Raw genomic sequence first — 26,371 nt, 5'->3', positions numbered from 1 at the left:
TTCTCGTGCGAGCGGTGAATTGCTCGTACGAGCAATTCACCGCTCGCACGAGAAGAACTAGCCCCATCCGGCCATGGGAAACCATCCGAATTGACAAGCCGGTCGAGGTGAACCGTCCGGCCGGGTGACGCGTCTGAAACCTGTGAGAAGCGGTGCCGCGAAATCCCTGCGGAACAACGCCCGGAGGGCAACACTGGTTCACGACCGACTCATCTCCACGGGGGACCGACATGACCACAACAAAGCGAGAGACCCCACCCATGTGCCAGCACCAACCGCCGTGTCCGACCGCCGAATCCGCCGACCGGGAGTCCGCCCGTCTCACGGCGCACCACCCGGAGCAGGGCTGGAGCCTGCTGTGCAACGGCGTTCTCCTCTTCGAGGACACCGGTGAGCTCCTGCCCGACGGCCAGATCATCGCCCCGCACCGCCCGCTCGGTGCCGGCAGCGTGATGACCGCGGCCTGAGCGGACTCCGCACCAACCCCGGGCGGCCCCGCCGCTCCGCCCGGTGACAATGAAGGGGCCGGACGCACACCTGGTGCGCACCGGCCCCGACGTGCGTCCGGGGTCCGTCACTCTTGGTGGCCGAGTGCTGCGCGCAGCGCGAAGTAGGCCGGTTTGGGGGCGAGTTGCTCGTCCCAGGGCAGGGCCGCGCCCTCTCCCTGGAAGACGGCCGGGATCCACGAGTACTTGTCCGTCCAGTCCCAGATCGTGATCCCCACGCACCGCCGTACCGCCAGGCACGCCCTGGTCAGGTCCGCGTACCAGGTCGCCTGCTCGGCCAGCTTCTCGTCGGTCGCGGGCAGTTGCATCCGGACGTCCACCTCGGTGAGCGCGGTGTCCAGGCCGAGGCGGGAGAAGCGGCGGAGGTTCTCCTCCAGCGTGCCGGGATAGCCGTACTGGAGGGCGAGGTGGGCCTGGAAGCCGATGCCGTCCAACGGCACGTGCGCGGCCTTCAGTTCGCGGGCGAGCGTGTAGTAGGCGTCGCTCTTCGGGCCGGTGGCCTCGATGTTGTAGTCGTTGAGGTACAGCTTGGCGTGCGGGTCGGCCTGGTGGGCCCAGCGCAGCGCGTCGGCGATGTACCCGGGCCCGAGGGTCTTGTACCAGATGGTCTCGCGGTAGCTGCCGTCCTCGTTGAACGCCTCGTTGACGACGTCCCAGGAGTAGACCTTGCCGCGGTAGTGCCGTACCTCGGTCTGGATGTGCTTCTTCAGCACCGCCCGCAGTTCGGGAGCCGTCCAGGTGCGGGAGGTGAGCCAGTCGGGCAGCTGGCTGTGCCAGACCAGGGTGTGGGCGCGGACCCGCTGGTGGTGCTCGCGGGCGAGGTCGACGATCTGGTCACCGGCGGTCCAGTCGAAGACGCCCTGCTGGGGCTCCGTGGCATACCACTTCATGCCGTTGCCGGGTGTGATCATGTCGAACTCGGAGCCGAGCAGCCTGGTGTAGGCGGTGTCGGTGAGTTCGGGGTTGTCGGTGGCGCTGCCGAAGTAACGGCCGTGCCGATGGGCCAGCTCGGCGAGGGTGGGCTGCCGGTCGTGGGCCTGGGCGGCGGGTCCGGTGGCGATCCCGGCCGCCACGAGCACGGCGGCGAGGGCACCGGCGAGTCTGAGACGTGTGCGTGACATCGTACGACTCCTGTGGGTGGAAGGGGTGTTCAGCCCTTGGTGGCGCCGGCGGTGAGGCCGCCGACCAGCTGGCGTTCGGCGACCGAGTAGAAGGCCAGGGCGGGCACCATGGCGAGGACCAGATAGGCGAAGACGCGGGCGGTGTCGGCGGAGTACTGGCCCTGGAACTGCTGCACGCCGATGGGGACGGTCCACCAGGTGGAGTCGGTGAAGACCAGCAGCGGCAGGAAGAAGTTGTTCCAGCTGGTGACGACCGCGAGCACGGAGACCGTGCCGAGCGCCGGCCGGGCCATGGGCAGCAGGATCCGCCAGAAGAAGCCGAACGGCCCGCAGCCGTCGAGGGTGGCCGCCTCCTCCAGCTCCCCGGGGATCTCCCGGAAGAAGCCGCGCAGGATGATGATGGTCATCGGCAGCCCGAACGCGGCCTGCGGCAGGATCACGCCCAGCGGGTTGTCCAGCAGGTGCATCGAGCGCAGCAGCAGGAAGAGGGGCAGGGCGGCCACCGCGAAGGGGAACATCAGGCCCATCGTGAACACGGTGAACAGGACCTCCCGCCCGCGGAAGGCGAACCGCGCGAAGGAGAAGGCGGCCAGCGCCGACACCGCGACCACGAGCACGGTGGTGCCGACCGCGATCAGCGTGCTGTTGCCGACCAGCCGCCAGAACGCGCCGGAGCCGAGGATGCCGGTGTAGTTGGAGGTGACCCAGGACTCGGGCAGCCCTACCGGGTTGCGGGACAGCTCACTCGTCGTCTTGAACCCGGACAGCAGGGCGTACAGCAGGGGTACGACCATCAGGGCGCCGACCACGACGAGGACCAGGTGCAGCGGAAGTGTCCGTACGGTCTTGCGGCTGTCGCTCATGCGCCGTCCCCCCGCATGTTCGTGGTGGCGCCCGCCAGGTCGCGGCGGAGCACGAATCGCTGGTAGGCGAGGCCGAAGACGAGGCTGACGGCGAACATGGCGACGCTGATCGCGCTGGCGTAGCCGACCTGGTAGCGCTTGAAGCCGTACTGGAACATGGTCACGGCCATGGTCTCCGAGTGATGGTCGGGGCCGCCCGCGGTGACCACCCACACCAGGTCGAAGAGCTGGATGGCGCCGATCACCGACAGGAAGACGCTGATCCGCAGGGTGGGCGCGAGCAGCGGCAGGGTGACGTGCCGGAAACGCTGCCAGGGCGAGGCGCCGTCGACGGTCGCGGCCTCCGTCAGCTCGGCCGGGATGGACTGGAGCCCGGCCAGGTAGAGCATCATGTGGAAGCCGAAGTACTTCCAGGTCATGACCAGGAACAGGGTGGCCATGACGGTGGAGGGGTCGGAGAACCACTTACCGCCGAGCGCGCCGAGGCCGATGTCGCTCAGCAGGTGGTCGGCGAGGCCGTCGCCGGGGGCGAAGATCATGCCGAACAGCACGCCGGTGATCGCCTCGGAGAGCACGTACGGCGCGAAGAACAGCATCCGGTAGACGGCCCGGCCGCGGATCCGCTGGTTGAGCAGGACCGCCATGGCCAGTGCGAACGGCAGTTGCAGGGCCAGCGAGAACACGACCAGGACCAGGCAGCGCCAGAGGTCGCCAAGGAAGACGTCGTCCTGGAAGAGGTGGGTGAAGTTGTCGGTGCCGGTGTAGTCGGAGGGCATGCCGAAGCCGCCCCAGCGGAAGAACGAGGCGTAGAGCGCGAACAGGATCGGCAGCAGGACGAGGACGCCGAACAGCGCGAGGGCGGGCAGCTGGAAGCCCATCGCGGTGAGCCAGTGCAGCAGCCGGCGCCGGGACCGCGCCCGGTCGGGGGCCGGACGCGGCTGGGACACGGAGTCCGGTCCCGACCGGGTGCCGGGCAGGTAGGTCGAGGTCATCGGGCGGCCTACTGCTCTTCCTTCGCGGTCTTGGTGATCTCCTGCGTCACCTGTTCCGGCGACTTGGAGCCGGCGATCAGCCCGGCCACGCTGTCGTTGATCTGCTGGCCGACGGCGGGCGCGTACGCCTGGTCGAGGTAGAGCTGGAATCCGGTGGCACCCTTCAACTGCGCCTGCACGGCCTTGGTGTTCGGGTCCTTCAGCGCCTTCTCCGCGCCGGGGACCACCGGGAGCGTGTTGGTCTTCTCGACGAGCACCAGGTCGGTGGTCTCGGAGGCGAAGAACTTCAGGAAGTCGACGGCTTCCTTCGGGGCGCCCTTGCGCAGGGCATGTCCGCCGCCACCGCCGAAGACCTCGGTGATGGCACCCTTGCCGCCGTCGACGGCGGGGAAGGGGAAGAAGCCGAGGTCCGAACCGAGGCCCTTGCCCGCGTCCGCCTCCACCACGGGGGCCCACTGGCCCATCAGCTCCATGGCCGCCTTGCCGTTGCCGACGGCGGCCGCCTGGCCGGTGGGCGCGGAGTAGGCGGCGCCGAGGAAGCCCTTCTGGAACGGCTGGAGATCGACGAGTTCCTTCAGGTGCTGTCCGGCCTGGACGAACCCGGTGCCGGTGAAGTCCTTGGCCTCGTCCGCCTTCTGGAGTGCGTCGAGACCCGCTGTGCGCATCGCCAGGTACGCCCAGTAGTACATACCCGTCCAGCTCTCCTTGCCCGCGAGGGCGAGCGGAGTGATGCCGACGGCCTTCAGCTTCCGCACGGCGTCGAGGAATCCGCTCCAGGTGGTGGGAGGTTCGCTGATCCCCGCCTTCTTGAAGTGCGCCTTGTTGTACCAGAAGCCGATCATGCCGATGTCGAACGGAATGCCGTACAGCTTCTGGTCGATGAGGTACGGCTGCTTGGCGACCGACAGCATGCCCTCCGCCCAGGGCTTGGTGCCGTCGGTGAGGTCCTCGACGAGGCCGGCGTCGACCTGCTGCTTGAGGACCCCGCCGCCCCAGGTGTGGAAGATGTCCGGGAGTTTGCCGGAGGCTATGAGCGCCGTCATCTTGGATTTGTAGGCGTCGTTCTCCAACTGCACGATCTTCAGCTTCACGTGCGGGTTCTGGGCCTCGAACTTCCTGGCCAGGCCCGCCCAGACGTTCTTGGTCGGCTGGGTGGTGGAGATGTTCCACCACTCGACCGTGACCTTCCCCGACGACGACGAGCCGCCGTCGCCCGAACCGCAGCCGCTCAGGGCGGTCATGCCCAGGCCGGCGGCCGCGGTGGCCGCCAGGAAACCGCGACGGGACAGTGCCGGGTCGCCCATGATGCGCTCCTCGGGGTACGGGACGACCGACGCCGTCCTGGTTCGATGGTTCTCTGGAACTTCGAAACTTTCGGGGGCCGTGCCCGCCCTGCATCTCCGAAACATTCGACATTTTCCTCGAACGTTCCGAACGGCGACTCTAGAAAGGCGGATCAGGAGCGTCAAGGTGTCGCGCAACAGCTGATGGGCACGCACGCGGACCAGCTGAAGGCGGTCCGGTCCTCCGCGGACGGATCCACCCGACCGGTTCGGCCGACCGGACGGAACCGTCGGACGTCTCGTCCCCGAGAAGCACGGACCGCGCCACCGCTCCCCCGCCCCGCCCGAACGGCGCGGCGGGCCGACGGCCGGTGTGCCGCCGACGGCAGGGACGGGGACCGTTCGGCCGGGAGCAGGAAGTCCGCTCCCGGCCGAGCCCGCGCACCTGCGGGGACCGGCTGCGCGGCCGACCAGGGTCCGTCGCATCCGGGTGCCGAAAGTTTCGGCAAGATTGGCGAACTTTACGAGATGTCCTGAAGCCCTCCGATGTTCCGCGCCGAACATGCCGAACGCGGCCCGCGCCACGGGGATCTGACGGGGAGTGTGACGGCCCCCGGGCCGGGGTACCCGAACTTCCTCTGGGAGAAGCCCGGGACAGCTGTGGAGGAACGGTGGGGTCCAAGTCCCGTGACCACGCCCACGGGCCCGGTCGGGTCGTGGTCGGAGTGAGCGGTTCGCTGGGCAGCGTCACGGCCCTGTGCCGGGCGGCGGCGGAGGCCCGACGGCGTGGCGCGGAGCTGTGGCCGGTACTGGCCTGGGAGCCGCCGGGCGGTGAACTGGCGGCGCGGCGGTCCGCCGCCTCGACCCTGCTGGTCGACGAGTGGGAACGGCTGGCCCGGCACCGGTTGTGCGCAGTGCTGTCGGACGTCCTCGGCGACGCCGGAACCGGCGCACCGCTGCACGCCCTCGTCGTGCGCGGCGCCCCGGGGCGGGCCCTGGTGGAGCTGGCCGACCGGGACGAGGACGTCCTGGTCGTCGGTACCGGCAGGCGCGGCTGGCGCCGGGCCTTCTCGGGCCGGGTGGCCGCCTACTGCCTCCACCACGCGCGGTGCCCCGTCCTGGCCGTCCCGCCCTCCCCTCTGGAGAGCACGTTGGCGTCCGCACACCGTCGCAACAGCTGGCACCTCCCGCTGAGTGCGAAGCAGTTGTCGTAGTCGTACGGATAACGCTCGGTGTCCGGTCCCGCCCGCCCGGCCGCCGCCCCCCGTACAGGCGAACGCGCCCTCGCCGTCTCCGGCCCCTCTTTTCCAGCTGCCCACCCGCGCCCGCCAGGCCATTCTTAACGCAAGCTTGACGCCTCAGGCACCGCTGATCCGTGGGCCCACGCGTCACTCTCTGCATACGCTGGTGCCGCCGTCCGCGTGATGGCCGGAAACCGAACCACCCCCGCACCACACCGCGCCGGACACCAGGAGCCCGCCCGATGGCCACGACCGAGCACCCCCCTACCAGTCGCCTGCGCGCCTGGATGCTGGAGGGGCTGTCCGACATGGGCAAGGACGGCGGCCACACGGGCCCCCACGCGCAGCCCGAACCCCCGCACCAGGGCCAGCGCTGGTGGCGGGTGATGTGCCTGACCGGTGTGGACTACTTCTCGACCCTCGGCTACCAGCCGGGCATCGCCGCCCTCGCGGCCGGCCTGCTCTCGCCGATCGCGACCATCGTGCTCGTGATCGTCACCCTGGCCGGCGCCCTGCCGGTCTACCGCCGCGTCGCCGAGGAGAGTCCGCACGGCGAGGGTTCCATCGCCATGCTGGAGCGCCTGCTCTCCTTCTGGCAGGGCAAGCTGTTCGTGCTGACCCTGCTCGGCTTCGCCGCCACCGACTTCCTGATCACCATCACGCTCTCGGCCGCCGACGCCTCCACCCACCTGGTGGAGAACCCCCATCTGAGCGACGCCCTGCAGGGCAAGCAGATGATCATCACGCTGTTCCTGGTGGCACTGCTCGGCGCGGTCTTCCTCAAGGGCTTCCTGGAGGCGATCGGCGTCGCGGTCGCCCTGGTGGGGGTCTACCTCGCCCTCAACGTCGTCGTGGTGATCGTCGGCTTCTGGCACGTCGTCACCGCCGAGCACGTCGTCACCGACTGGACCAGCGCCCTCACCGCGGAACACGGCAACGTCTTCGTCATGGTCGGCGTCGCCCTGATCGTCTTCCCGAAGCTCGCCCTCGGCCTGTCCGGGTTCGAGACCGGTGTCGCCGTCATGCCGCACGTCAAGGGCGACCCGGGCGACACCGAGCAGCAGCCCACCGGCCGGATCCGGGACGCCAAGAAGCTGCTCACCACGGCCGCCCTGATCATGAGCGTCTTCCTGATCGCGACCAGCTTCATCACCACGCTGCTGATCCCGGAGAACGAGTTCAAGCCGGGCGGCGCCGCCAACGGCCGTGCCCTCGCCTACCTCGCGCACCAGTACCTGGGCGGCGCCTTCGGCACGGTCTACGACATCTCCACGATCTGCATCCTGTGGTTCGCCGGCGCCTCCGCCATGGCCGGGCTGCTCAACCTGATGCCCCGCTACCTGCCCCGCTACGGCATGGCCCCGCACTGGGCCCGCGCGGTGCGTCCGATGGTCATCGTCTTCACCCTGATCGCCTTCCTGGTCACCTGGATCTTCGACGCCAGCGTGGACGCGCAGGGCGGCGCCTACGCCACCGGCGTGCTGGTCCTGATCAGCTCCGCGGCCATCGCGGTGACCATCGCCGCCCGCAAGGCAGGACAGCACAAGTGGTCCGTCGCCTTCGCGGTGATCTCGGCGGTGTTCCTGTACACGACCGTCGTGAACGTCATCGAGCGCCCGGACGGTGTGAAGATCGGTGCCTGCTTCATCGTCGGCATCATCCTGGTGTCGCTGCTGTCGCGGCTGGCCCGCGCCTTCGAGCTGCGCGTGACGAGTGTGACCCTCGACGACATGGCGGAGCGGTTCATCAGGGACATGGCCAGCCGCAGGATCCGGTTCATCGCCAACGAGCCGGACGCCCGTGACAAGGCCGAGTACCGCGACAAGATCGACCAGATCCGGGCCGACAACGACATGCCCGAGCAGGAGGACTTCGTCTTCGTCGAGGTCACCGTCACCGACCCCTCCGAGTTCGAGGCGGGCCTCACCGTCCGCGGCGAGGTCCTGCACGGCCGCTACCGCGTGCTGACCCTGGAGTCGGCCTCCATCCCCAACGCCCTGGCCGCCCTGCTGCTGCACGTCCGCGACGAGACCGGCGTCATCCCGCACATCTACTTCGAGTGGACCGAGGGCGGTCCGTTCGCGAACTTCCTGCGCTTCTTCCTCTTCGGCCAGGGCGAGGTCGCCCCGGTCACCCGGGAGGTGCTGCGCGAGGCCGAGCCGGACCGCGCCCGACGCCCGCGCGTCCACACGGGCTGACCCTCGTCCTCCCGGAACCCCGGCTCCCCTCGACCCCCGCCGTAAGAATCCCGTCAATAACCGGTCAGTCCGCATAAGAACCCCGTTATGGGTCGCTCCCCCGCGCCCACCGGCCCCTACCGTCGGCCTCATGGAGGACAGAGGACCCGTCGGCCGGGCGACCGGCGACCGCACCTGGCGCGGCAGCGCACGTCTGGCCGCCTGCTGTGCCCTCGGCTTCGGCGGCCTCACCCTCGGGGTGGACTGGGACGCCGGCAGCCTCACCCCGGTCCGTGCGCTGCTCTGGGTGACCCTCTCGGCCGCCATCCTCAGCATGCTGCTGCCGGCCCGCGTCACCGCGGGGCCCGGCTGGCTCGCGGTACGCGGCCCGCTACGCCGCCGTACGGTCCGCACCGACTCCCTCGTCTCCGTCGGGCAGTACGGCGACGTCGCGGCGCATCTGGTCCTGCGCGACACCCTGGGCAACCGGCTGGAGCTCGACCCGGCTGTCCTGTACGCCAACCCCCTGCTCTGGCACGAGCTGGACACCGGCGTCCGCCGCTCCCTGGAGCGCGGCACCCTGCGCCGGGGCACCGAGGTGCTGGCCCGGCTCGGCCACGAGATCGACGACACGAACGCCCGCGCGGTCCTGGAGGCGTCGGGGCTCGGCTGACCGCCGCCCCTCGTCCGCACCCCCCGTCACCCGGCCCTATGGTGAGCGCATGCCTTCGTACACGATCGGCCAGGCGGCACGGCTGCTCGGCGTCAGCCCGGACACCGCCCGCCGCTGGGCCGACGCGGGCCGGATGGCCACCCATCGCGACGAGGGCGGCCGGCGGCTCATCGACGGCACGGACCTCGCGGCGTTCTCCGTGGAGCTGGCCAAGTCGGGCGCGGGCGAGGAGGACGCCTCCCACACCTCGGTCCGCAACGCGTTCCCCGGGATCGTCACCGCGATCAAGCTCGGCGACGTCGCCGCCCAGGTCGAGATCCAGGCCGGCCCGCACCGGCTGGTCTCCCTGCTGACCCGCGAGGCCGTGGAGGAACTCGGCCTGGAGGTCGGCATGGAGGCCACCGCACGGGTGAAGTCGACGAACGTGCACATCGACCGCGCCTGACCGGTCACCCGCGCGGTCCGGGCGGACGCCGGACGCCGTACCACCGGCGTCGCTGAGGACGTCGTCCAACCTGCGGCCACCTTCCGGATGACGGCACCCGCGGCACAGCACCGTACAAACGCACATGCCAGGACGATGGCCGATGTATGCAGCTCATGCGATGCGACAGGAGACTTACACCTGGCACATGCGGCAGTATCATCATCACGCGGCCTCCGCCGGTCGCAGCAGGGCGCGACAGTTTTCTCACAAGACTCAGAGGAGTTCACTCGTGACGAACCGTTCCGCGCGACGGACCCGGCGGCGCTTTCAGGTGGCCGGTGTCTCGATCGCGGCCCTGCTGGCCCTGAGCGCCTGCTCGTCCTCCGGCGACTCGTCCACCACGACCAAGTCGGACCCCTCGTCGTCGGCGTCGCCCAAGCTGTCGGGCTCGATCACCGTGTTCGCGGCGGCCTCCCTCAAGGAGAGCTTCACGACACTGAAGGCCGACTTCGAGAAGGCCCACCCGGGCACCACGGTCGACTTCAGCTTCGGCGGCAGCGACGCCCTTGCCGCACAGATCACCAGCGGCGCGCCGGCCGACGTCTTCGCCGCCGCGAGCGCCAAGACCATGGCGATCGTGACGGACAAGAAGGACACCGCCACCACGCCGGCCACCTTCGTCCGCAACCAGCTGGAGATCGCCACCCTGCCGGGCAACCCCGACAAGATCTCCTCCCTCAAGGACCTCACTAGGTCCGGTCTCAAGGTCGTGCTCTGCGACAGGACGGTGCCCTGCGGAGCGGCCGCCCAGAAGGCCCTGGACGCGAGCAGGCTCAAGCTCACCCCCGTCTCCTACGAGGAGGACGTCAAGTCCGCCCTCAACAAGGTGGTCCTCAAGGAGGCCGACGCGGCCGTCGTCTACAAGACCGACGTGAAGGCCGCGGGCAGCACGGTGCGGGGCGTGGAGTTCCCCGAGTCCGCGAGCGCGGTCAACGACTATCCGATCGCTCTGCTGAAGAACGCCCCGAACCCGTCGGTGGCGAAGGCGTTCATCGCACTGGTGCGGTCCGCCGAGGGTCAGCAGGTCCTGAACCAGGCCGGGTTCCTCAAGCCGTGACGAGGGCCGACGAGTCCGGCGCCGCGGCCGGCCCCCGCACCGGCCGCCCGCGGCGCCGACGCGTCCGCACCGCCGTACCGCTACCGCTCCTCCTCCCCGGAGCGGTAGCTCTGGCGTTCCTCCTCCTGCCCCTGGTCGCGCTCCTCCTACGCGCCCCCTGGAGCAGCCTCCCCTCCCTGCTGACCAGCCCCGACGTCTGGCAGGCCCTCCAGCTCTCGCTGTTCAGCGCGACGGCGGCGACGGTGGTGAGCCTGGTCCTGGGCGTGCCGCTGGCCTGGCTGCTGGCCCGTACCCGGTTCCCCGGCCGGGGTCTCGTCCGAGCGCTGGTCACCCTCCCCCTGGTCCTCCCCCCGGTCGTCGGCGGTGTGGCCCTCCTCCTGGCACTCGGCCGCAACGGCGTCGTCGGCCAGTGGCTGGACGCCTGGTTCGGCATCACGCTCCCGTTCACGACGACCGCGGTGGTCATCGCCGAGTCCTTCGTGGCCATGCCGTTCCTGGTGATCAGCGTCGAGGGCACGCTCCGCGCCGCCGACCCACGCTACGAGGAGGCGGCGACCACCCTGGGCGCCTCCCGCTTCACCGCGTTCCGCCGGGTCACGCTCCCGCTCGTCGCGCCCGGCATCGCGGCCGGCGCGGTCCTCGCCTGGGCCCGTGCGCTGGGCGAGTTCGGAGCGACGATCACCTTCGCGGGCAACTTCCCGGGTCGTACCCAGACCATGCCCCTGGCGGTCTACCTGGCCCTCCAGAACGACCCCGACGCGGCGATCGCCCTCAGCCTGGTCCTGCTGGCGGTGTCGATCGCGGTACTGGCGGGCCTGCGCGACCGTTGGATGAAAGCACCATGACCACTCCGCCACGGCCCGCGGCCGACACCGGTCTCGACGCGCACCTCGTCGTCGCCCGCCCCGCCTTCCACCTGGACATCACCCTCACCGCCGCCCCCGGCGAGGTCGTCGCCCTCCTCGGCCCCAACGGAGCGGGCAAGACCACCGCCCTGCGCGCCCTGGCCGGTCTCACCGACCTCACCGCCGGCCATCTCCACCTGGACGGCGAGCGGCTGGACCGCACGCCGTCCGCATCCCGCCCGGTGGGCGTCGTCTTCCAGGACTACCTCCTCTTCCCCCACCTCACGGCCCTGGACAACGTCGCCTTCGGCCCGCGCTGCCAGGGTGCGACGAAGGCCGAGTCCCGCGCGCTGGCAGCCGCCTGGCTGGACCGGATGGGGCTCGCCGACCACGCCGGGGCCAAACCCCGCCGTCTCTCCGGCGGCCAGGCCCAGCGCGTCGCCCTGGCCCGCGCGCTGGCCACCCGCCCCCGGCTGCTCCTCCTGGACGAACCCCTCGCGGCCCTCGACGCCCGCACCCGGCTGGACGTACGCTCCCAGCTCCGCCGGCACCTCGCCGAGTTCGAAGCCGTCGCGGTTCTGGTGACGCACGACCCGCTGGACGCCATGGTGCTGGCCGACCGCCTGATCGTGATCGAGGACGGCAGGGTCGTCCAGCAGGGCAGCCCGGCCGACATCGCCCGTCACCCGCGCACCGACTACATCGCCCACCTGGTCGGCCTCAACCTCTACCGGGGCCGGGCCGAAGGCCACACGGTGAAGACCGCGAGCGGCCCCGCGATCACCATCGCCGAGGAGCTGTCCGGTGACGTCTTCGTCGCCTTCCCGCCGAGCGCGGTGACCCTCTTCCGGGACCGCCCCACGGGCACCAGCGCCCGCAACCTCTGGCGCTGCGAGGTCACCGGCCTGGAGACGCACGGCGACCAGATCCGCGCCGGCCTGACCGGCGGACTGCCCCTCGCCGCCGACCTCACCACGGTCTCGGCGGCCGAACTCGACCTGCGTCCGGGAGCCACGGTCTGGGCCACGGTGAAGGCGAGCCAGACGCACGCGTACCCGGCGTGAACGCGGAAGGCCCCGCCGAAGCGGGGCCTCCTGCCGGTGTCCGTGGGTACGGCCGCTCAGTCCTCGTACGCGTCCAGCGGCGGGCACGAACACACCAGGTTCCGGTCGCCGAAGGCCTGGTCGATGCGGCGCACCGGCGGCCAGTACTTGTCGGCGGCCGACACCCCGGCCGGGAACACCGCCTCCGCACGGGAGTAGGCGTGCTCCCACTCCCCGCCGAGCGCGGCGGCCGTGTGCGGAGCGCCCCGCAGCGGGTTGTCGTCGGCGGGCCACTGTCCCGCCCCGACCTTGTCGATCTCCGCGCGGATGGCGATCATCGCGTCGCAGAACCGGTCCAGCTCGCCGAGGTCCTCGGACTCGGTCGGCTCGATCATCAGCGTGCCCGCGACGGGGAACGACATCGTGGGTGCGTGGAACCCGTAGTCGATCAGCCGCTTGGCGACGTCGTCGACGCTCACCCCGGTCGCCTTGGTCAGCGGCCGCAGATCGATGATGCACTCGTGCGCGACCAGTCCGCCGGGGCCGGTGTAGAGCACGGGGAAGTGCGGCTCGAGGCGCTTGGCGACGTAGTTGGCGCTGAGCACGGCCACCTGGGTGGCCCGCTTCAGGCCCTCGCCGCCCATGAGCCGGACGTACGCCCACGAGATCGGCAGGATCCCCGCGGAACCCCAGGGCGCGGCCGAGATCGGCCCGACCCCGGTTTCGGGCCCGGCGGCCGGCTGGAGCGGGTGGTTCGGCAGGTACGGCGCCAGGTGGGCCCGTACCGCCACCGGGCCGACGCCCGGGCCGCCGCCGCCGTGCGGGATGCAGAAGGTCTTGTGCAGATTCAGGTGGGACACGTCGCCGCCGAAGTGTCCCGGCTTGGCGAGGCCGACCAGGGCGTTCAGGTTGGCGCCGTCGACGTAGACCTGGCCGCCGGCCTCGTGGACCTGTCCGCAGATGTCGGCGACGTGCTCCTCGAACACACCGTGGGTGGACGGGTAGGTGATCATCAGCACCGCGAGCTCGTCCCGGTGCTGCTCGATCTTCGCCCGCAGGTCCTCGACGTCGATCTCGCCGTCCCCGGCGGTCTTCACGACGACGACCTTCATCCCGGCCATCACGGCGCTGGCGGCGTTGGTGCCGTGCGCGGAGGACGGGATCAGGCAGACGGTCCGCTGCGCGTCGCCGTTGGCCCGGTGGTAGGCGCGGACGGCGAGCAGTCCGGCGAGCTCGCCCTGCGACCCGGCGTTGGGCTGCAGGGACACCTTGTCGTACCCGGTGACCTCGGCGAGCCGCTCCTCCAGTTCCCGGATGAGCGTCAGATAGCCCTGAGCCTGCTCGGCGGGGGCGAAGGGGTGCAGCTGGCCGAACTCGGGCCAGGTGACCGGCTCCATCTCGGTGGTCGCGTTGAGCTTCATGGTGCAGGAGCCCAGCGGGATCATGCCCCGGTCCAGCGCGTAGTCCCGGTCGGCGAGCCTGCGCAGGTAGCGGAGCATCGCGGTCTCGGAACGGTGGTCGTGGAAGACGGGGTGGGTCAGGTAGCCCTCGGTGCGCAGCAGCGCCGCGGGCAGCGTGTCCTCGGCGGTCGCGTCGAGCGCCTCGACGTCGCCCTCGACTCCGAAAGCGGTCCAGACGGCGGCCAGCTGGGCGCGCGTGGTGGTCTCGTCGCAGGCCATGGAGACGTGGTCGGCGTCGACGAGCCGCAGGTTGACACCGTTCTCGCGGGCAGCGGCGACGATCTCGGCCGCCTTGCCGGGCACCCGGGCGGTGAGGGTGTCGAAGTAGGCGCCGTGCACGATCTCGACACCGCCTGCCGTGAGCCCGGCCGCGAGGACGGTGGCGTACCGGTGGGTGCGCCGGGCGATGGCCCTGAGCCCCTCGGGGCCGTGGTAGACGGCGTACATGCCGGCCATCACGGCGAGCAGCACCTGGGCGGTGCAGATGTTGCTGGTGGCCTTCTCCCGGCGGATGTGCTGCTCACGGGTCTGCAGCGCGAGCCGGTAGGCCTTGTTCCCGTCGGCGTCCACGGACACGCCCACGAGCCGTCCGGGCAGGCTGCGCGCGAACTTCTCGCGGACCGCCATGTAGCCGGCGTGCGGTCCGCCGAAGCCCATCGGTACGCCGAAGCGCTGGGTGGTGCCGACGGCGATGTCGGCGCCCAGCTCGCCCGGCGAGGCCAGCAGGGTCAGCGCGAGCAGGTCGGCGGCGACGGTGACGAGCGCGCCGAGCTCGTGCGCCTGCTCGATGACGGGCTTGATGTCGCGTACGGCTCCGGAGGCGCCGGGGTACTGGATGAGCACGCCGTTGATCTCACGCGCGGCGAGGTCCGCCGGGATGCCGTCGGCGAGGTCGGCGACCACGACCTCCAGGCCCGTCGGCTCGGCCCGGGTCCGGATCACGGCGATGGTCTGCGGCAGCGCGTCCGCGTCGACGACGTAGACGCCCTTCTTGTTCTTGCCCATGCGCAGCGACAGGGCCACGGCCTCGGCGGCGGCCGTGCCCTCGTCGAGCAGCGAGGCGCCGGAGGTGGGCAGTCCGGTGAGGTCGGCGACCGCGGTCTGGAAGTTCAGCAGCGCTTCCAGCCGGCCCTGCGAGATCTCCGGCTGGTACGGCGTGTAGGCCGTGTACCAGGCGGGGTTCTCCATCACGTTGCGCAGGATGACGGGCGGGGTGAAGGTGCCGTAGTAGCCCAGGCCGATCATCGAGCCGAGCACCTGGTTGCGGTCGGCGAGCGAGCGCAGCTCGGCCAGCACCTCGGCCTCGGTGCGGGCGCCGGGCAGCTCCAGGCTGTCGGCGTTCTTGATCACGTCCGGCACGGCGGCGGCCGTCAGCTCGTCCAGCGAGCCGTAGCCGACCTGCGCGAGCATCTTGGCCCGCGCCTCCTGGTCGGGCCCGATGTGACGCTGCTCGAAGGGAATTCCCTGTTCGAGCTCGGAGAGCGAGGGGCGGTGGGCGGTCATTGCGGAGGCCTCCTGGTCTGACGCGACCTTCGAGGGGCACCCCGGCACGGGTACCCCGACGGCCTCCCCCTCTGTCATCTCAACCTGAGAGCTTCGCCGGACGCCCGAGGGCTCCGGCTTGCACCGTCGGTGAGAGCGGACACCGTCGACATCCGCCCTGCTTTCCAGAGTGACCTCGTCCGTGCGGTACGTGGGCCTGAGAGATTCCGGGGAGGATTTGCTCCTTCGGCGCCTCCGGTTTACCCGAAGGACTCTCCCGCACGGGGTCAGCAGCCGCTTGCCAGCCTACCAGCGGGGGCAGCGCACGGGTCTTCGAGTGGCCGCCTCGTTGAATGTGCTCTTTTGTAGTGCTTACGGATGAGTTGCGACCAAGTGGAGGGCCCGTGCAGACCGACATCGATCCGCGCAACCTGATCGGCCGCAAGGCGTTCGACCGCAACGGCACGAAGATCGGCACGATCGACGAGGTGTACCTCGACGACGCGACGGGCGTGCCGGAGTGGGCGGCCATACGCACCGGCCTGTTCTCCCGGGACGCGTTCGTGCCCCTGGAGCCCAGCGAACTGGTCGAGGGCACCCTGCGCGTCCCCTTCGAACGGGCGTTGATCAGGGACGCCCCGGACTTCGGCGTCGGCCGCCATCTGTCGCCCGAGCAGGAGCTCCAGCTCTACCACCACTACGGCCTGGACACCCCTGTCCCGCCGCGCCCTCACCCGGACCACGACTTCGGCAAGCTGGCGGGCACGGAGGACGCCGGGGCATAGCGCCCGACCCGGTGGAGCCGACCGGCGACCACGCCCCGCCCTCACCCGCCCAGCCCTCACCCCTGTCCTCCGCCGGCCCTGTCCACCCGCACTCCCCGTCCTTTCTCCACCAGCGGCAGCGGATCCGCCGGCTCCAGCTCGAGGTCGTCGACCCGGAAGGTCCGCACCCGCCCCGCCGTCACCGCCCCCGGCGTCTCGAACCGCACCGTCACCCTCCCGAGCCCACTCCCCTGCACCCATCCGTGTCCGTACTCCGCATGCCGCACGTCGTGGCCCGCGGGCCACCGCCGCTCGGTGACCGAATCCTGCGAAGCCGTCGGCGCCGCGACGTCGTCCTCGACCGGGACCGTCTCGGCCGCGTCGCCCGCCGCCTGCGCGAACAGGTCTTCCTGGGTGTAGTCGGCCAGCCCTGTCACGCCCACCCCCAGCAGCCGCACACCCCCGGTCGTGTCCACCGAGTCCAGCAGCCGCGCGGCCGCCTCCCGGACGACCGCCGGGTCGTCGGTCGGTCCCCTGAGCGTCTCCGACCGGGTCAGCGTCGAGAAGTCGTACCGCCGCACCTTCAGCACGATCGTCCGCCCGGACAGCCCGGCTTCCCGCAGCCGCCGCACGCACCGGTCCGCCAGCCGCCGCACCTCCGTCCCCACTCTCACCCGGTCGTGGATGTCCACGTCGTAGGTGTCCTCGACCGACACCGACTTGGCCTCACGCTCGGCCACCACGGGCCGCTCGTCGTGGGCGAGCGCCATCGCGTACAGCGCGTGCCCATGGGCCTTGCCGAGCAGCCGCACCAGTTCGTCCTCACCGGCCTCGGCGATCTCGTCGACCGTGGTGATCCCGGCCCGCCGCAGATGGTCCCCCGTGGCCGGCCCGACCCCCGGCAGGGTGCGCACCGGCATCGGCCCGAGCAGCGCCCGTTCCGTGCCCGGCTCGATCAGCACCAGCCCGTCCGGCTTCGCCTGCTCGGAGGCGATCTTCGCGAGCATCTTGGACGCGGCGAGCCCGACGGACCCGCAAAGCCCTGTGGCGGCCCGTATGTCCGCGCGCAGCCGCTCCCCGGCCAACTGTGCCGACGCCGCGTCCCAGGCCGTCCCACCGGCCTCCAGGTCCACGAACGCCTCGTCCAGGCTGAGCGGCTCCACCAACGGCGACAGCTCGTGCAGCAGGGCCATGACCTGCTCGCTGACCGACCGGTACAGCGTGAACCGCGGCACCAGGTACGCGGCGTTCGGCGCCAGCCTGCGCGCCTGCGCCATCGGCATCGCGGAGTGCACCCCGAACACCCGCGCCTCGTACGACGCGGTGGCCACCACACCCCGTGGTCCGAGCCCGCCCACGACCACGGCCTTCCCGCGCAGACTCGGCTTGGACGCCTGCTCCACCGAGGCGTAGAAGGCATCCATGTCGAGATGCAGGATCGTGGGCGCGTTTCTCACACCGTCGATGCTGCACCACGGCACTGACAACGCGCCGGGAGGTCAGACCGCCTTGTTGCGCCGCCTGGCGAGTTCGTCGGCGGGATTGTGCCCGACGAGGGTCTCGCCGGTGTCGACGCGCTCACCGTGCAGCTGGGAGAGCGCGCTTTCCACGTCCCGCCAGACCACGCCGACCGCGATCCCGAAGATGCCCTGACCGCCCTGGAGCAGGGCGTGCACCTCGTCCGACGAGGTGCACTCGTAGACCGTGGCACCGTCGCTCATGAGGGTCATGCGCTCCAGGTCGCGGAAACCGCGTTCCCTGAGGTGCTGGACCGCGCTGCGGATGTTCTGGAGGGAGACACCCGTGTCCAGGAAGCGCTTGACGATCTTCAGGACGACGACGTCCCGGAAGCTGTACAGCCGCTGCGTACCCGACCCGTAGGCGGGCCGGACACTGGGCTCGACCAGGCCGGTGCGGGCCCAGTAGTCGAGTTGCCGATAGGTGATGCCGGCCGCCGCGCAGGCCGTGGGCCCGCGGTAGCCGATCTCCTCGGTGGCCATGGACGCCGCCCCTCCGCCGCTCGGCACTGCCGTCGGCCGCTGCGGGGCTGCTGCGCTGCTGTGAAGCGGGTATGGACCGCTCTCCCCGAAACCGTGTCCGGGGGCACCCCCAGCCGTACCGTCGCCGCTGCTTCTCACGCCGACCTCCGTCCTTGACCTGCCTTCTCGACGGTAGGCAGTCACCAGGGGTGCGTCAACGATCGCCACACTCGGCACGCCGAGTGATAATCACCCTAGGAGTGGTTTCCCGTGCCCCACCGCGGGGAAAGGCTAGCCGAATGCCCTGGCGCAAGGCCGCAGGACGCTCTCAGTGGCCGCTGGCAATTGCCCACGAGTTCGGCCGTGCCGGCCCGTGAACCGGCCCGCCACCGGCCTTCCGGCAGATGCTTTCCGGCAGATGACGGGCCGACCTGTTCTCACTGACTGCTGGTGCCGAAGTCCTCGGGGGAGATCTGGTCGAGGAACTCGCGGAACTTCTCCACCTCGTCCTCCTGCTCGTCCGGGATCGCGATCCCCGCGTCGTCCAGCACCGTGTCACTGCCGAAGATCGGCGTCCCGGTGCGCAGCGCCAGCGCTATGGCGTCGGACGGACGGGCGCTCACCTCGACGCCGCTGGCGAAGACCAGCTCCGCGTAGAAGACGCCCTCACGCAGGTCGGTGATGCGTACTTCGGTGAGCTCCTGGCCGACGGCCTCCAGCACGTCCTTGAAAAGGTCGTGGGTCAGCGGTCGCGCGGGGGCCATGCCCTGCTGGGCGAAGGCGATCGCCGTCGCTTCCCCCGGCCCGATCCAGATGGGGAGGTAACGGTCGCCTCCCACTTCGCGCAGGAGCACGATCGGTTGGTTGGAGGGCATTTCCACCCGGACACCTACGACATCGAGCTCGTTCACACAGCAACCCTAGGCCGTGCCCGGGATGTTTGGGTAGTCGGGCCGGGAACGCGCGCCCGATCCGGCCTCCGCCCGGGTCCTGTCACTTCGGTCACGGCAGCCGCACCCCGAGTGCGATCTGCACCAGCGCGGCGTGCAGCTTCACCGTCAACGCCGCCAGCTCCTTCGTCCGGGCCTCGGCATGGACCCTGGTCTGCGGATTGCGGTGGCGCCTGAGCGGGGCCACCACCTGGTCCACCAGACCCGCCTCACGGTCGGCGGCCGCCTTCATCACCCGCAGGTGGCGCGGTTCGATCCCGAACCGCCCCAGCTCGGCCACGAGCGAGGCCACCGTGACCGTCTCCACGTCGTAGACACCGTCCTCCAGAGGAGCGATCAGCCCGTACGACTCCCACTCCGCGAGGCAGTCCTCGTCGATCCCGGCGGCCGCGAGCAACGCCTCGCGCCCGATCCGCGCCACCGTGGGCGCCTCAGGCACCGTCGGCACCGCCTCGCCGTCACGCTGCCGCCCCAGCACGGGAAGGTGCACGGCCTCCCCGCGCTCCATGGCGTCCAGGTGCTCCCGGATGACCTTGAGCGGCAGATAGTGGTCCCGCTGCATCCGCAGGACGTGTCCCAGACGCTCTACGTCCCCGGCACTGAACTTGCGGTACCCGGAAGGAGTCCGGCGCGGCTCGATGAGCCCCTCCGACTCCAGGAAGCGGATCTTGGAGATGGTGACTTCGGGGAACTCGTCGCGCAGCACGTTCAGCACCGTGCCGATGCTCATCAGCCCGGTTTCCGTGGCGGCGGCGCCCTGTCCGGCACCGCCGCTCGGTGTGTGCAGCATGGACCTTCTTCCCTGGGGTCCCCCAGCGGAGGTCCGGCGGGTCAGATGCCCTGCCGGCTCGCGTAGAAGACCAGCCGGTACTTGCCGATCTGGACCTCGTCGCCGTTGGCCAGAGCGACCTGGTCGATCCGCTCCCGGTTGACGTACGTGCCGTTGAGGCTGCCCACGTCGGCCACCGTGAACGAGCCGTCCTGGTGACGGCGGAACTCCACATGGCGGCGCGAGACCGTCACGTCGTCCAGGAAGATGTCGCTCTGCGGGTGCCGGCCGGCCGTGGTCAGGTCGCTGTCCAGCAGGAACCTGCTGCCGGAGTTGGGGCCACGGCGCACCACCAGCAGCGCGGAACCGAGCGGCAGCGCGTCGACGGCCGCCTGCGCCTCGGGTGAGAGCGCCGGCACCTGGGTCTGCCCGGTGACCTCGGCGTCGTAGGCCTCCAGGCCGGAGATCGAGATCGTGGACGTCGTCTCGGACGCACGCTCGGGAACGGCACCCGCGCGCAGCGGGGCACCGCAGTTGGAACAGAAACGCGCGTTCTCCGCGTTGCGGTTACCGCACCTCGTACAAACCAGGGCCGACATGGACGGATCCTCCTGCCGCGGCTGCCCCGCCGGGGCGTTGGACGCGTACGGGCCGGAGGAGAACCCTCCACCCGCACCTGAGGTTGACGGTTGCCCGAAACCTATGCCGCCGGACTGGGACGGGTCAACTGACGGCGCGCCCTGACCTCCCGAAATGTCACCCCCCGGACCAGCCACCTGGTCCCGGAACAGAGGACGCTGGCCCTCTGCGTCGGGCTGTGCGCGATGGCGGGCGGTCGCGTTTTCGCTGCCCTCTCGCGCGCTCTTGCCGAACAACTTCGCAAACAACTTCACGGGCGATTCCCCTTGACCGAAACAGACCCGCCCGTGGGGCAGGACGAACCCTGACTGAATGAACCGGCCGACCCGGACAACCTCACAACGTCCGTATCCACCAAACAGTTTCCACCACGCACCGGCTCCCCGGTGCGTCGACCCCCCGCATCCTCATGCCCTCGCCGTACGTCCCCCATGCACCACCGGTTCACTGTGAGGACGACCGAGCGTAGTCAGGCTGCTTCGCCGGTCGCAAGGCGTCCACCACGATCCCGGCCGACCGCTCGACGCTGACCGTCGCCTGTTCCTTCTCCAGGGTCTGCACCACGCCTCCGGGGATGTTGAGAGCCGGTTCGAGGTCCTGCGGTTTGCCGATCACCTTGAAAACGAAGGGCTGGGTGATCTTGTTCCCGTCGACGCTGACACTCTTGCCGGAGTCCGTGAGGTAGGTGCCCGCGATCACCCGGACCCCGTTGACCTGGATCGCCTCCGCGCCGGCCGCGCGCAGCTCCTGTATCGCGTCGAGCAGCATGTCCGCCTGTACCGTCCCCTTCGGGTCGTCGACCGTCATCGTGATGCCAGGCCCCTGCGCCGCCACGGTTCCCGCCAGAATGCCGAGTTGCTTCTCCTTCTCGGCCGTCTGCCGACGGGCCTCCGCGGCCTGGTCGGAGCTGCTCTGCAACTCCTGCCGCTGCTTTTCGAGTCCTGTCTTCTCGTCCTCAAGACGCTGCGTACGGGCATCCAGTTCATCGAGGATGCGGACAAGATCTTCCTGTCGGGCCCCACGCAGCGCGCTGTCGCTGTCGCTGTTCGACGCCACCTGCACGGCGAGCCCGAAACCGAGCCCGAACAGCAGCACCGCGACGATCAGTTGGGCCCGGCTGACCCGTGGCGGCCACAACCCCTGGACCAGCCGCTGCCGGCCGGTCAGTCCGGTCTCCGGCTTCGGCTCGGCGGCGGGTCCGGCCACCGGCTCCGCCGGGGACACCTCCGCGGGAAGTTCTCTGCGCAGCCGGTGCTCCGGCCGCTCCTCGTGTTCACCCATGCCGCTCACGCCCGGAAGACATGCCGTCGGATCGCCGCGGCGTTGGAGAAGATGCGGATGCCGAGCACCACCACGACACCCGTGGACAGCTGCGAGCCGACGCCCAGCTTGTCGCCCAGGAAGACGATCAGCGCGGCCACCACCACGTTGGACAGGAACGACACCACGAAGACCTTGTCGTCGAAGATCCCGTCGAGCATGGCCCGCAGACCACCGAAGACGGCGTCGAGCGCCGCCACGACGGCGATCGGCAGATACGGCTCGACGACCGCCGGAACCTCAGGACGGACCAGCAGTCCGGCCACGATGCCCACGACGAGGCCAAGTACGGCGATCACGATGTGCCCTTCTCAGTCTTCTCGGTGTACGGCTGTGCAGTACGTACGATCACGCTCGGCGCGGCCGGAAGCCGGACGTCGCTCTGCGTGGCGATGGTCGCCCGGATGTCGAAGTTGTCCTCCAGGGCATGCAGATACAGCCCGTCAGGACTGTCCTGGAACCTGGAGCCGAGCCTTTCCCCGTCCCCCACCGCCAGCACCGTGTACGGCGGCACCAGCGGCCTGTTGTCGACCAGTATCGCGTCCCCCGCGGCCCTGATCGCGGACAGGGCGGTCAACCGCTGACCGTTGACGGCGATCGCCTCGGCACCGGAGGCCCACAGCCCGTTCACGACCCGCTGCAGGTCGTGGTCGCGCACCCGGCCGGTGTCGGAGAACCCGGAGGTCTCCCGGGGATTGGCGGCGTCGCCCCCCGACGAGGCCTCCTTGGCGTCGTTCACGACCAGCTTCACGCCGGGGCCGTGCACGGCGGTGGCACCCGACAGGACGCCCACCAGGTCCGCCTGCCCGCTGCCACCGCTCGCCCTCAGTGCCGACCGCTGCCGGTCGCTGACGTCGTCCCGCAACGCGTCGACGTCGCTCTCCAGCTTGTCCGCGGCCGTCGTCTCACGGTCGATGCGGTCGATGAGCTCCTGGCGCTCCTTCGCCACGACGGGCGCCGCCACCCGCGCCTGCGCCGCTCCCACGGTCACCACGAGCGCCGCCAGCACCAGACCGCCCGCGAGCCCCAGCCGGGCCCGGAGGGTCTTGGGCATACCGGCGCCCTCCCCGCGCGCCCGCTTCCGGGCCGCCGCCTCGGCGTAACCGTCGTCGAGGCTGTGATCCATGACGTTGGTGATCAACGACATGGAGGCGTCCGGGCGCTGCGGCCGGGGAACGCTGCTCCGAACGGGGGGTTGCTGCGGCATGCCGCACATCGTCGCATGTCGCGACCAGTACCTCCGAACGGCCCCACCGACGTGCCGGACAGGCCCCCTGGGGGACACTTGTCCGGCACGCGCGCGTGCGGCCGCTCTTACCGTCCTACCGTCCGGCGCTGTCCACGATCGCCGCCCACTCGTCCAACAGGGCCTGCGCGGAGGCGTCGTCGGGCCCCTCCGCCCACAGGTGGGTGACCGCCTCGGCCGGGTCGGGCAGCACCATCACCCAGCGCCCGTCGGTCTCGACGACCCGCACGCCGTCCGTGGTGTCGACGAACCGGTCACCGGCCGCCTCGACGACACGCCGCATGACCAGGCCCTTGACCGCCCACGGCGTCGCCAGGTCCCGCTTGAGGACGTGAGCCCGCGGGATCCGCGCGTCGATCTGGCTGAGCGTGAGCTGCGTGCGCGCCACCAGACCGATGAGGCGTACGAAGGCCGCCGTACCGTCGTAGACACTGCTGAACTCGGGGACGATGAACCCGCCCTTGCCGTCACCACCGAAGATGGTGCCTTCCTCACCGCCCACGCGCGTGAGGTCGTCCGGAGAGGTCGTCGTCCACTCGACCTGGGTGCCGTGGTAGGCGGCCACCTGCTCGGCGATGCGGGTCGTGGTGACCGGGAGCGCCACCCTGCCGCTGCGCCGCTCGGCGGCGACCAGGTCCAGCATCACCAGCAGCGCCCGGTCGTCCTCGATGATGCGGCCCTTCTCGTCCACCAGGGACAGCCGCTCGCCGACCGGGTCGAACCGCACCCCGAACGCGGCTCCGGAAGACGCCACGATCTCACCGAGGCGCACCATCCCGGCCCGTCGCTGTTCTGCCGTCTCGGTGGGCCTGGCCTCGTTGAGACCGGGGTTGATGGTCAGCGAGTCGACCCCGAGCTTGCCGAGCAGGCTGGGCAGGACGAGCCCCGCGCTGCCGTTGGAGGCGTCCACGACGACCTTGAGGCCCGATTCGAGGATCCCGGTCGTGTCGACGTTCCGCAGCAGCGCCCCGGTGTACGAGTCGAAGACGCTGGCCGGGAAGTACAGGTCGCCGATCTCACCGGGGAACGCACGCCGGTACTCCTGCCGCGCGAAGATCCGGTCCAGCTTGCGCTGGCTGGCCTGCGACAGGTCCGCGCCCGCTCCGTCGAAGAACATGATGTCGACGGAGTCCGGCACCCCGGGTGAGGTCCGGATCATGATGCCGCCCGCACTGCCCCTGGCGGTCTGCTGCCGCGCCACGGGCAGTGGCACGTTCTCCAGGTCCCGTACGTCGATGGCACTGGCCTGGAGCGCGGAGATGACCGCCCGCTTGAGCGCGCGGGCGCCACGGGAGTGGTCACGGGCCGTCGTGACGGTGGAGCCCTTCTTCAGGGTGGTCGCGTACGCGCCGGCCAGCCGCACGGCCAGTTCCGGCGTGATCTCGACGTTCAGGATCCCGGAGACACCACGGGCGCCGAACAGATGCGCCTGCCCGCGCGACTCCCAGATCACCGACGTGTTGACGAACGCGCCGGCTTCGATGGTCTTGAACGGATAGACCCGGACGTTGCCCTGAACGATCGATTCTTCACCGATCAGGCACTCGTCACCGATGACCGCCCCGTCCTCGATCCGGGCGGCCCGCATGATGTCGGTGTTCTTGCCGACGACGCAGCCGCGCAGATTGCTGTGCTGCCCGACGTACACGTTGTCGTGGACGACGGCCCGATGCAGGAAGGCACCGCTCTTGACGACGACGTTGGATCCGACGACGGTGTGTTCCCGGAGTTCCGCGCCGGCCTCCACTTTGGCGTAGTCGCCGATGTAGAGCGGCCCGCGCAGTTCGGCGTCGGCATGCACCTCGGCACCCTCGGCGACCCAGACGCCGGGCGATATCTCGAAGCCGTCGATGTCGACGTCGACCTTGCCCTCCAGGACGTCGGCCTGCGCCTTCACGTACGACTCGTGCGTGCCGACGTCCTCCCAGTAGCCCTCGGCGACATAGCCGTAGATGGGCTTGCCTTCCTTCATCAGCTGCGGGAAGACGTCGCCGGACCAGTCGACGGGCACGTCGGCCTCGACGTAGTCGAACACCTCGGGCTCCATCACGTAGATGCCCGTGTTCACCGTGTCGGAGAAGACCTGGCCCCAGGTCGGCTTCTCCAGGAAGCGCTCGACCTTGCCTTCCTCGTCGACGATGGTGATGCCGAATTCCAGTGGATTGGGCACCCGCGTCAGGCACACCGTGACGAGCGCGCCCTTCGCCTTGTGGAAGTTGATCAGTTCGGTGAGGTCGAAGTCGGTCAGTGCATCGCCGGAGATGACAAGGAAAGCATCGTCCTTCAACGCCTCTTCGGCGTTCTTGACACTTCCGGCGGTACCGAGTGGCTTCTCCTCGTTGGCATAGGTGAGCTCCATGCCGAGCTCTTCGCCGTCACCGAAGTAGTTCTTGACCAACGATGCCAGGAACTGCACGGTGACCACGGTCTCGGTGAGCCCATGCCTTTTGAGCAGCCGTAGCACGTGCTCCATGATCGGCCGGTTGACGACCGGAAGGAGCGGCTTGGGCATGCTGGAGGTCATGGGGCGAAGGCGTGTGCCTTCACCACCGGCCATCACGACGGCCTTCATGTCGGAAGCGTCCTCCTCTAAGAGATGACGGTCTAGCCGACTTCACCCGTCCAGATTGTCCCGCACTTTTGCGCTGCGGGCCATCGAGAGGAATCGAGAGCCACTACGTCCGGACAATCGCCGAGCTCAATCGGCTGTGGCGTCCGCGCGAACCAGACGGCGGACCTGCACCACGTAAAGCACTCCTGCCCACCAATAGAGGGTTGTACCCCATCCGGCGAACGCCCATCCGAAAACTGCGGCGAGTGACGAGATCCACCTGGTTCCGTCACTGAGCAGCAGGAGCGGGAACGCGTACATGAGATTGAAGGTGGCGGCCTTGCCCAGGAAGTTCACCTGAGGCGGCGGGTAGCCGTGCCGTCGAAGGATGCCCACCATCACCAGCAGCATCAGTTCGCGCAGCAGTAGCGCGGCCGTCAACCAGAGGGGCAGGATCTCGCGCCAGGTGAGGCCGAGCAGCGTCGACAGGACGTAGAGCCGGTCCGCGGCGGGGTCGAGGAGCCGGCCGAGGCTGCTGATCTGGTTCCAGCGCCGCGCCAGCTTGCCGTCCAGGTAGTCGCTGACGCCGCTGAAGAGGAGCACCAGCAGGGCCCAGCCGTCGCTCTTGGGACCGCCGAACTCGGGCCTCAGGATCAGCCACAGGAAGACGGGCACACCGACGAGGCGCGCCATGCTGAGGATGTTCGGGATGGTGAGTACCCGATCCGTCTGGACGCGGGTCTCCTGGACCTCCACCCGGGGGCCTCCTGTGGTGGGAAACGAGCCAACTTTGCCCCCTGACCTTACCTCAACGCAAAAAAGCTCTGGCTCTTGGGCATGTAGCCCAAGAGCCAGAGCTCTAAAGGGAGTTCGGCGGCGTCCTACTCTCCCACAGGGTCCCCCCTGCAGTACCATCGGCGCTG

Annotated in this window: 24 protein-coding genes and 1 riboswitch; of the genes, 9 read left to right on the top strand and 15 right to left on the bottom strand. The window is 70.0% G+C overall.

Going from position 1 to position 26,371, the window contains the following annotated elements; genetic code table 11:
- Positions 1 to 260: 260 nt before the first annotated feature.
- A complete protein-coding gene (locus tag AB0958_RS38105) occupies positions 261 to 467 on the top strand; it encodes a DUF5999 family protein (RefSeq protein WP_046727224.1) in 207 nt (68 codons plus the stop codon).
- Positions 468 to 574: 107 nt separating this feature from the next.
- Here AB0958_RS38105 and AB0958_RS38100 read toward each other — a convergent pair whose 3' ends face one another.
- The 4 genes from AB0958_RS38100 to AB0958_RS38085 are packed head-to-tail and all read right to left on the bottom strand — an operon-like array spanning position 575 to position 4,786.
- Entirely contained in the window at positions 575 to 1,627 is a 1,053-nt protein-coding gene (locus AB0958_RS38100) for an endo-1,4-beta-xylanase (protein ID WP_366895074.1), read from the bottom strand.
- 29 nt (positions 1,628 to 1,656) lie between these two features.
- On the bottom strand, positions 1,657 to 2,490 hold the full coding sequence (locus AB0958_RS38095) for a carbohydrate ABC transporter permease (protein WP_366895073.1): 834 nt from the start codon (positions 2,488 to 2,490) through the stop codon (positions 1,657 to 1,659).
- Complete coding sequence (locus AB0958_RS38090; RefSeq protein WP_366895071.1) at positions 2,487 to 3,482, bottom strand: sugar ABC transporter permease; 996 nt, start codon at positions 3,480 to 3,482, stop codon at positions 2,487 to 2,489. The genes AB0958_RS38095 and AB0958_RS38090 overlap by 4 nt, the downstream gene beginning before the upstream one ends.
- Before the next feature lie 8 nt (positions 3,483 to 3,490).
- Complete coding sequence (locus tag AB0958_RS38085) at positions 3,491 to 4,786, bottom strand: extracellular solute-binding protein (protein ID WP_366895070.1); 1,296 nt, start codon at positions 4,784 to 4,786, stop codon at positions 3,491 to 3,493.
- Positions 4,787 to 5,436: 650 nt separating this feature from the next.
- Here AB0958_RS38085 and AB0958_RS38080 point away from each other — a divergent pair.
- The 7 genes from AB0958_RS38080 to AB0958_RS38050 all read left to right on the top strand — a co-directional run bounded on the left by AB0958_RS38080 (position 5,437) and on the right by AB0958_RS38050 (position 12,309).
- Positions 5,437 to 5,979, top strand: coding sequence for a universal stress protein (locus AB0958_RS38080; protein ID WP_366895069.1), 543 nt, complete (start codon positions 5,437 to 5,439; stop codon positions 5,977 to 5,979).
- Positions 5,980 to 6,248: 269 nt separating this feature from the next.
- Positions 6,249 to 8,204 (top strand): amino acid transporter, encoded by a 1,956-nt coding sequence (locus AB0958_RS38075; protein ID WP_366895068.1) that lies wholly within the window; start codon positions 6,249 to 6,251, stop codon positions 8,202 to 8,204.
- 130 nt (positions 8,205 to 8,334) lie between these two features.
- Complete coding sequence (locus AB0958_RS38070; protein ID WP_366895067.1) at positions 8,335 to 8,856, top strand: hypothetical protein; 522 nt, start codon at positions 8,335 to 8,337, stop codon at positions 8,854 to 8,856.
- A 49-nt stretch (positions 8,857 to 8,905) separates the two neighbouring features.
- A complete protein-coding gene (locus AB0958_RS38065; protein ID WP_366895066.1) occupies positions 8,906 to 9,301 on the top strand; it encodes a helix-turn-helix transcriptional regulator in 396 nt (131 codons plus the stop codon).
- 271 nt (positions 9,302 to 9,572) lie between these two features.
- Positions 9,573 to 10,400, top strand: coding sequence for a molybdate ABC transporter substrate-binding protein (gene modA / locus AB0958_RS38060; RefSeq protein WP_366895065.1), 828 nt, complete (start codon positions 9,573 to 9,575; stop codon positions 10,398 to 10,400).
- A complete protein-coding gene (locus AB0958_RS38055) occupies positions 10,397 to 11,245 on the top strand; it encodes an ABC transporter permease (RefSeq protein ID WP_366895064.1) in 849 nt (282 codons plus the stop codon). Before modA ends, AB0958_RS38055 begins: the two co-directional genes overlap by 4 nt.
- The gene (locus tag AB0958_RS38050) at positions 11,242 to 12,309 is read left to right on the top strand and encodes an ABC transporter ATP-binding protein (RefSeq protein WP_366895063.1); all 1,068 of its coding nucleotides are present in this window, start codon (positions 11,242 to 11,244) and stop codon (positions 12,307 to 12,309) included. Before AB0958_RS38055 ends, AB0958_RS38050 begins: the two co-directional genes overlap by 4 nt.
- Positions 12,310 to 12,365: 56 nt before the next feature.
- On the opposite strand, the gene gcvP is transcribed toward AB0958_RS38050, so the two are convergent.
- Positions 12,366 to 15,251 carry an aminomethyl-transferring glycine dehydrogenase gene (gcvP, locus tag AB0958_RS38045; RefSeq protein WP_366895062.1) on the bottom strand — a complete coding sequence of 962 codons (2,886 nt, stop codon included), beginning with the start codon at positions 15,249 to 15,251 and terminating at the stop codon, positions 12,366 to 12,368.
- 174 nt (positions 15,252 to 15,425) lie between these two features.
- Positions 15,426 to 15,520, bottom strand: a riboswitch (glycine riboswitch).
- 114 nt (positions 15,521 to 15,634) lie between these two features.
- On the opposite strand from gcvP, the gene AB0958_RS38040 reads away from it, so the two are divergent.
- Positions 15,635 to 16,015, top strand: coding sequence for a PRC-barrel domain-containing protein (locus tag AB0958_RS38040; RefSeq protein WP_366895061.1), 381 nt, complete (start codon positions 15,635 to 15,637; stop codon positions 16,013 to 16,015).
- 56 nt (positions 16,016 to 16,071) lie between these two features.
- On the opposite strand, the gene AB0958_RS38035 is transcribed toward AB0958_RS38040, so the two are convergent.
- The 10 genes from AB0958_RS38035 to AB0958_RS37990 form a co-directional block, all read right to left on the bottom strand.
- Positions 16,072 to 17,451 (bottom strand): DNA polymerase IV, encoded by a 1,380-nt coding sequence (locus AB0958_RS38035; RefSeq protein WP_366895060.1) that lies wholly within the window; start codon positions 17,449 to 17,451, stop codon positions 16,072 to 16,074.
- 42 nt (positions 17,452 to 17,493) lie between these two features.
- Positions 17,494 to 18,132 carry a MerR family transcriptional regulator gene (locus AB0958_RS38030; RefSeq protein ID WP_366895059.1) on the bottom strand — a complete coding sequence of 213 codons (639 nt, stop codon included), beginning with the start codon at positions 18,130 to 18,132 and terminating at the stop codon, positions 17,494 to 17,496.
- A gap of 278 nt (positions 18,133 to 18,410) precedes the next feature.
- Complete coding sequence (locus tag AB0958_RS38025; protein ID WP_037684412.1) at positions 18,411 to 18,884, bottom strand: bifunctional nuclease family protein; 474 nt, start codon at positions 18,882 to 18,884, stop codon at positions 18,411 to 18,413.
- 91 nt (positions 18,885 to 18,975) lie between these two features.
- Complete coding sequence (locus AB0958_RS38020; protein ID WP_366895058.1) at positions 18,976 to 19,713, bottom strand: MerR family transcriptional regulator; 738 nt, start codon at positions 19,711 to 19,713, stop codon at positions 18,976 to 18,978.
- A gap of 41 nt (positions 19,714 to 19,754) precedes the next feature.
- Complete coding sequence (locus tag AB0958_RS38015) at positions 19,755 to 20,585, bottom strand: FHA domain-containing protein (RefSeq protein ID WP_366895057.1); 831 nt, start codon at positions 20,583 to 20,585, stop codon at positions 19,755 to 19,757.
- A gap of 190 nt (positions 20,586 to 20,775) precedes the next feature.
- Complete coding sequence (locus AB0958_RS38010; RefSeq protein ID WP_366895075.1) at positions 20,776 to 21,612, bottom strand: DUF881 domain-containing protein; 837 nt, start codon at positions 21,610 to 21,612, stop codon at positions 20,776 to 20,778.
- A 5-nt stretch (positions 21,613 to 21,617) separates the two neighbouring features.
- Positions 21,618 to 21,950 carry a small basic family protein gene (locus tag AB0958_RS38005; protein ID WP_132887715.1) on the bottom strand — a complete coding sequence of 111 codons (333 nt, stop codon included), beginning with the start codon at positions 21,948 to 21,950 and terminating at the stop codon, positions 21,618 to 21,620.
- Positions 21,947 to 22,858: a DUF881 domain-containing protein gene (locus AB0958_RS38000; protein ID WP_366895056.1), complete on the bottom strand. Its 912-nt coding sequence runs from the start codon at positions 22,856 to 22,858 to the stop codon at positions 21,947 to 21,949. Before AB0958_RS38000 ends, AB0958_RS38005 begins: the two co-directional genes overlap by 4 nt.
- A 115-nt stretch (positions 22,859 to 22,973) precedes the next feature.
- Entirely contained in the window at positions 22,974 to 25,469 is a 2,496-nt protein-coding gene (locus AB0958_RS37995; RefSeq protein ID WP_358986394.1) for a mannose-1-phosphate guanyltransferase, read from the bottom strand.
- Between the two features lie 126 nt (positions 25,470 to 25,595).
- Positions 25,596 to 26,204, bottom strand: a complete 609-nt coding sequence (locus tag AB0958_RS37990) for a CDP-alcohol phosphatidyltransferase family protein (RefSeq protein ID WP_366895055.1) — start codon at positions 26,202 to 26,204, stop codon at positions 25,596 to 25,598.
- Positions 26,205 to 26,371 lie beyond the last annotated feature (167 nt).

This window comes from Streptomyces sp. NPDC006655, from assembly GCF_040703965.1.
Lineage (GTDB): Bacteria > Actinomycetota > Actinomycetes > Streptomycetales > Streptomycetaceae > Streptomyces.
Note: the sequence above shows the minus strand (reverse complement) of the source record. Positions and strands in the feature narration are given on the sequence as shown.

What these genes read in the sequence shown, in the direction of transcription:
- AB0958_RS38100 (WP_366895074.1), bottom strand. Translation starts at nt 1,627, where the DNA reads ATGTCACGCACACGTCTCAGACTCGCCGGTGCCCTCGCCGCCGTGCTC.
- AB0958_RS38065 (WP_366895066.1), top strand. Translation starts at nt 8,906, where the DNA reads ATGCCTTCGTACACGATCGGCCAGGCGGCACGGCTGCTCGGCGTCAGC.
- AB0958_RS38085 (WP_366895070.1), bottom strand. Translation starts at nt 4,786, where the DNA reads ATGGGCGACCCGGCACTGTCCCGTCGCGGTTTCCTGGCGGCCACCGCG.
- AB0958_RS38050 (WP_366895063.1), top strand. Translation starts at nt 11,242, where the DNA reads ATGACCACTCCGCCACGGCCCGCGGCCGACACCGGTCTCGACGCGCAC.
- AB0958_RS38020 (WP_366895058.1), bottom strand. Translation starts at nt 19,713, where the DNA reads ATGCTGCACACACCGAGCGGCGGTGCCGGACAGGGCGCCGCCGCCACG.
- AB0958_RS38075 (WP_366895068.1), top strand. Translation starts at nt 6,249, where the DNA reads ATGGCCACGACCGAGCACCCCCCTACCAGTCGCCTGCGCGCCTGGATG.
- AB0958_RS38070 (WP_366895067.1), top strand. Translation starts at nt 8,335, where the DNA reads ATGGAGGACAGAGGACCCGTCGGCCGGGCGACCGGCGACCGCACCTGG.
- AB0958_RS38105 (WP_046727224.1), top strand. Translation starts at nt 261, where the DNA reads ATGTGCCAGCACCAACCGCCGTGTCCGACCGCCGAATCCGCCGACCGG.
- gcvP (WP_366895062.1), bottom strand. Translation starts at nt 15,251, where the DNA reads ATGACCGCCCACCGCCCCTCGCTCTCCGAGCTCGAACAGGGAATTCCC.
- AB0958_RS38095 (WP_366895073.1), bottom strand. Translation starts at nt 2,490, where the DNA reads ATGAGCGACAGCCGCAAGACCGTACGGACACTTCCGCTGCACCTGGTC.
- AB0958_RS38090 (WP_366895071.1), bottom strand. Translation starts at nt 3,482, where the DNA reads ATGACCTCGACCTACCTGCCCGGCACCCGGTCGGGACCGGACTCCGTG.
- AB0958_RS38010 (WP_366895075.1), bottom strand. Translation starts at nt 21,612, where the DNA reads ATGGGTGAACACGAGGAGCGGCCGGAGCACCGGCTGCGCAGAGAACTT.
- AB0958_RS37995 (WP_358986394.1), bottom strand. Translation starts at nt 25,469, where the DNA reads ATGAAGGCCGTCGTGATGGCCGGTGGTGAAGGCACACGCCTTCGCCCC.
- AB0958_RS38000 (WP_366895056.1), bottom strand. Translation starts at nt 22,858, where the DNA reads ATGCCGCAGCAACCCCCCGTTCGGAGCAGCGTTCCCCGGCCGCAGCGC.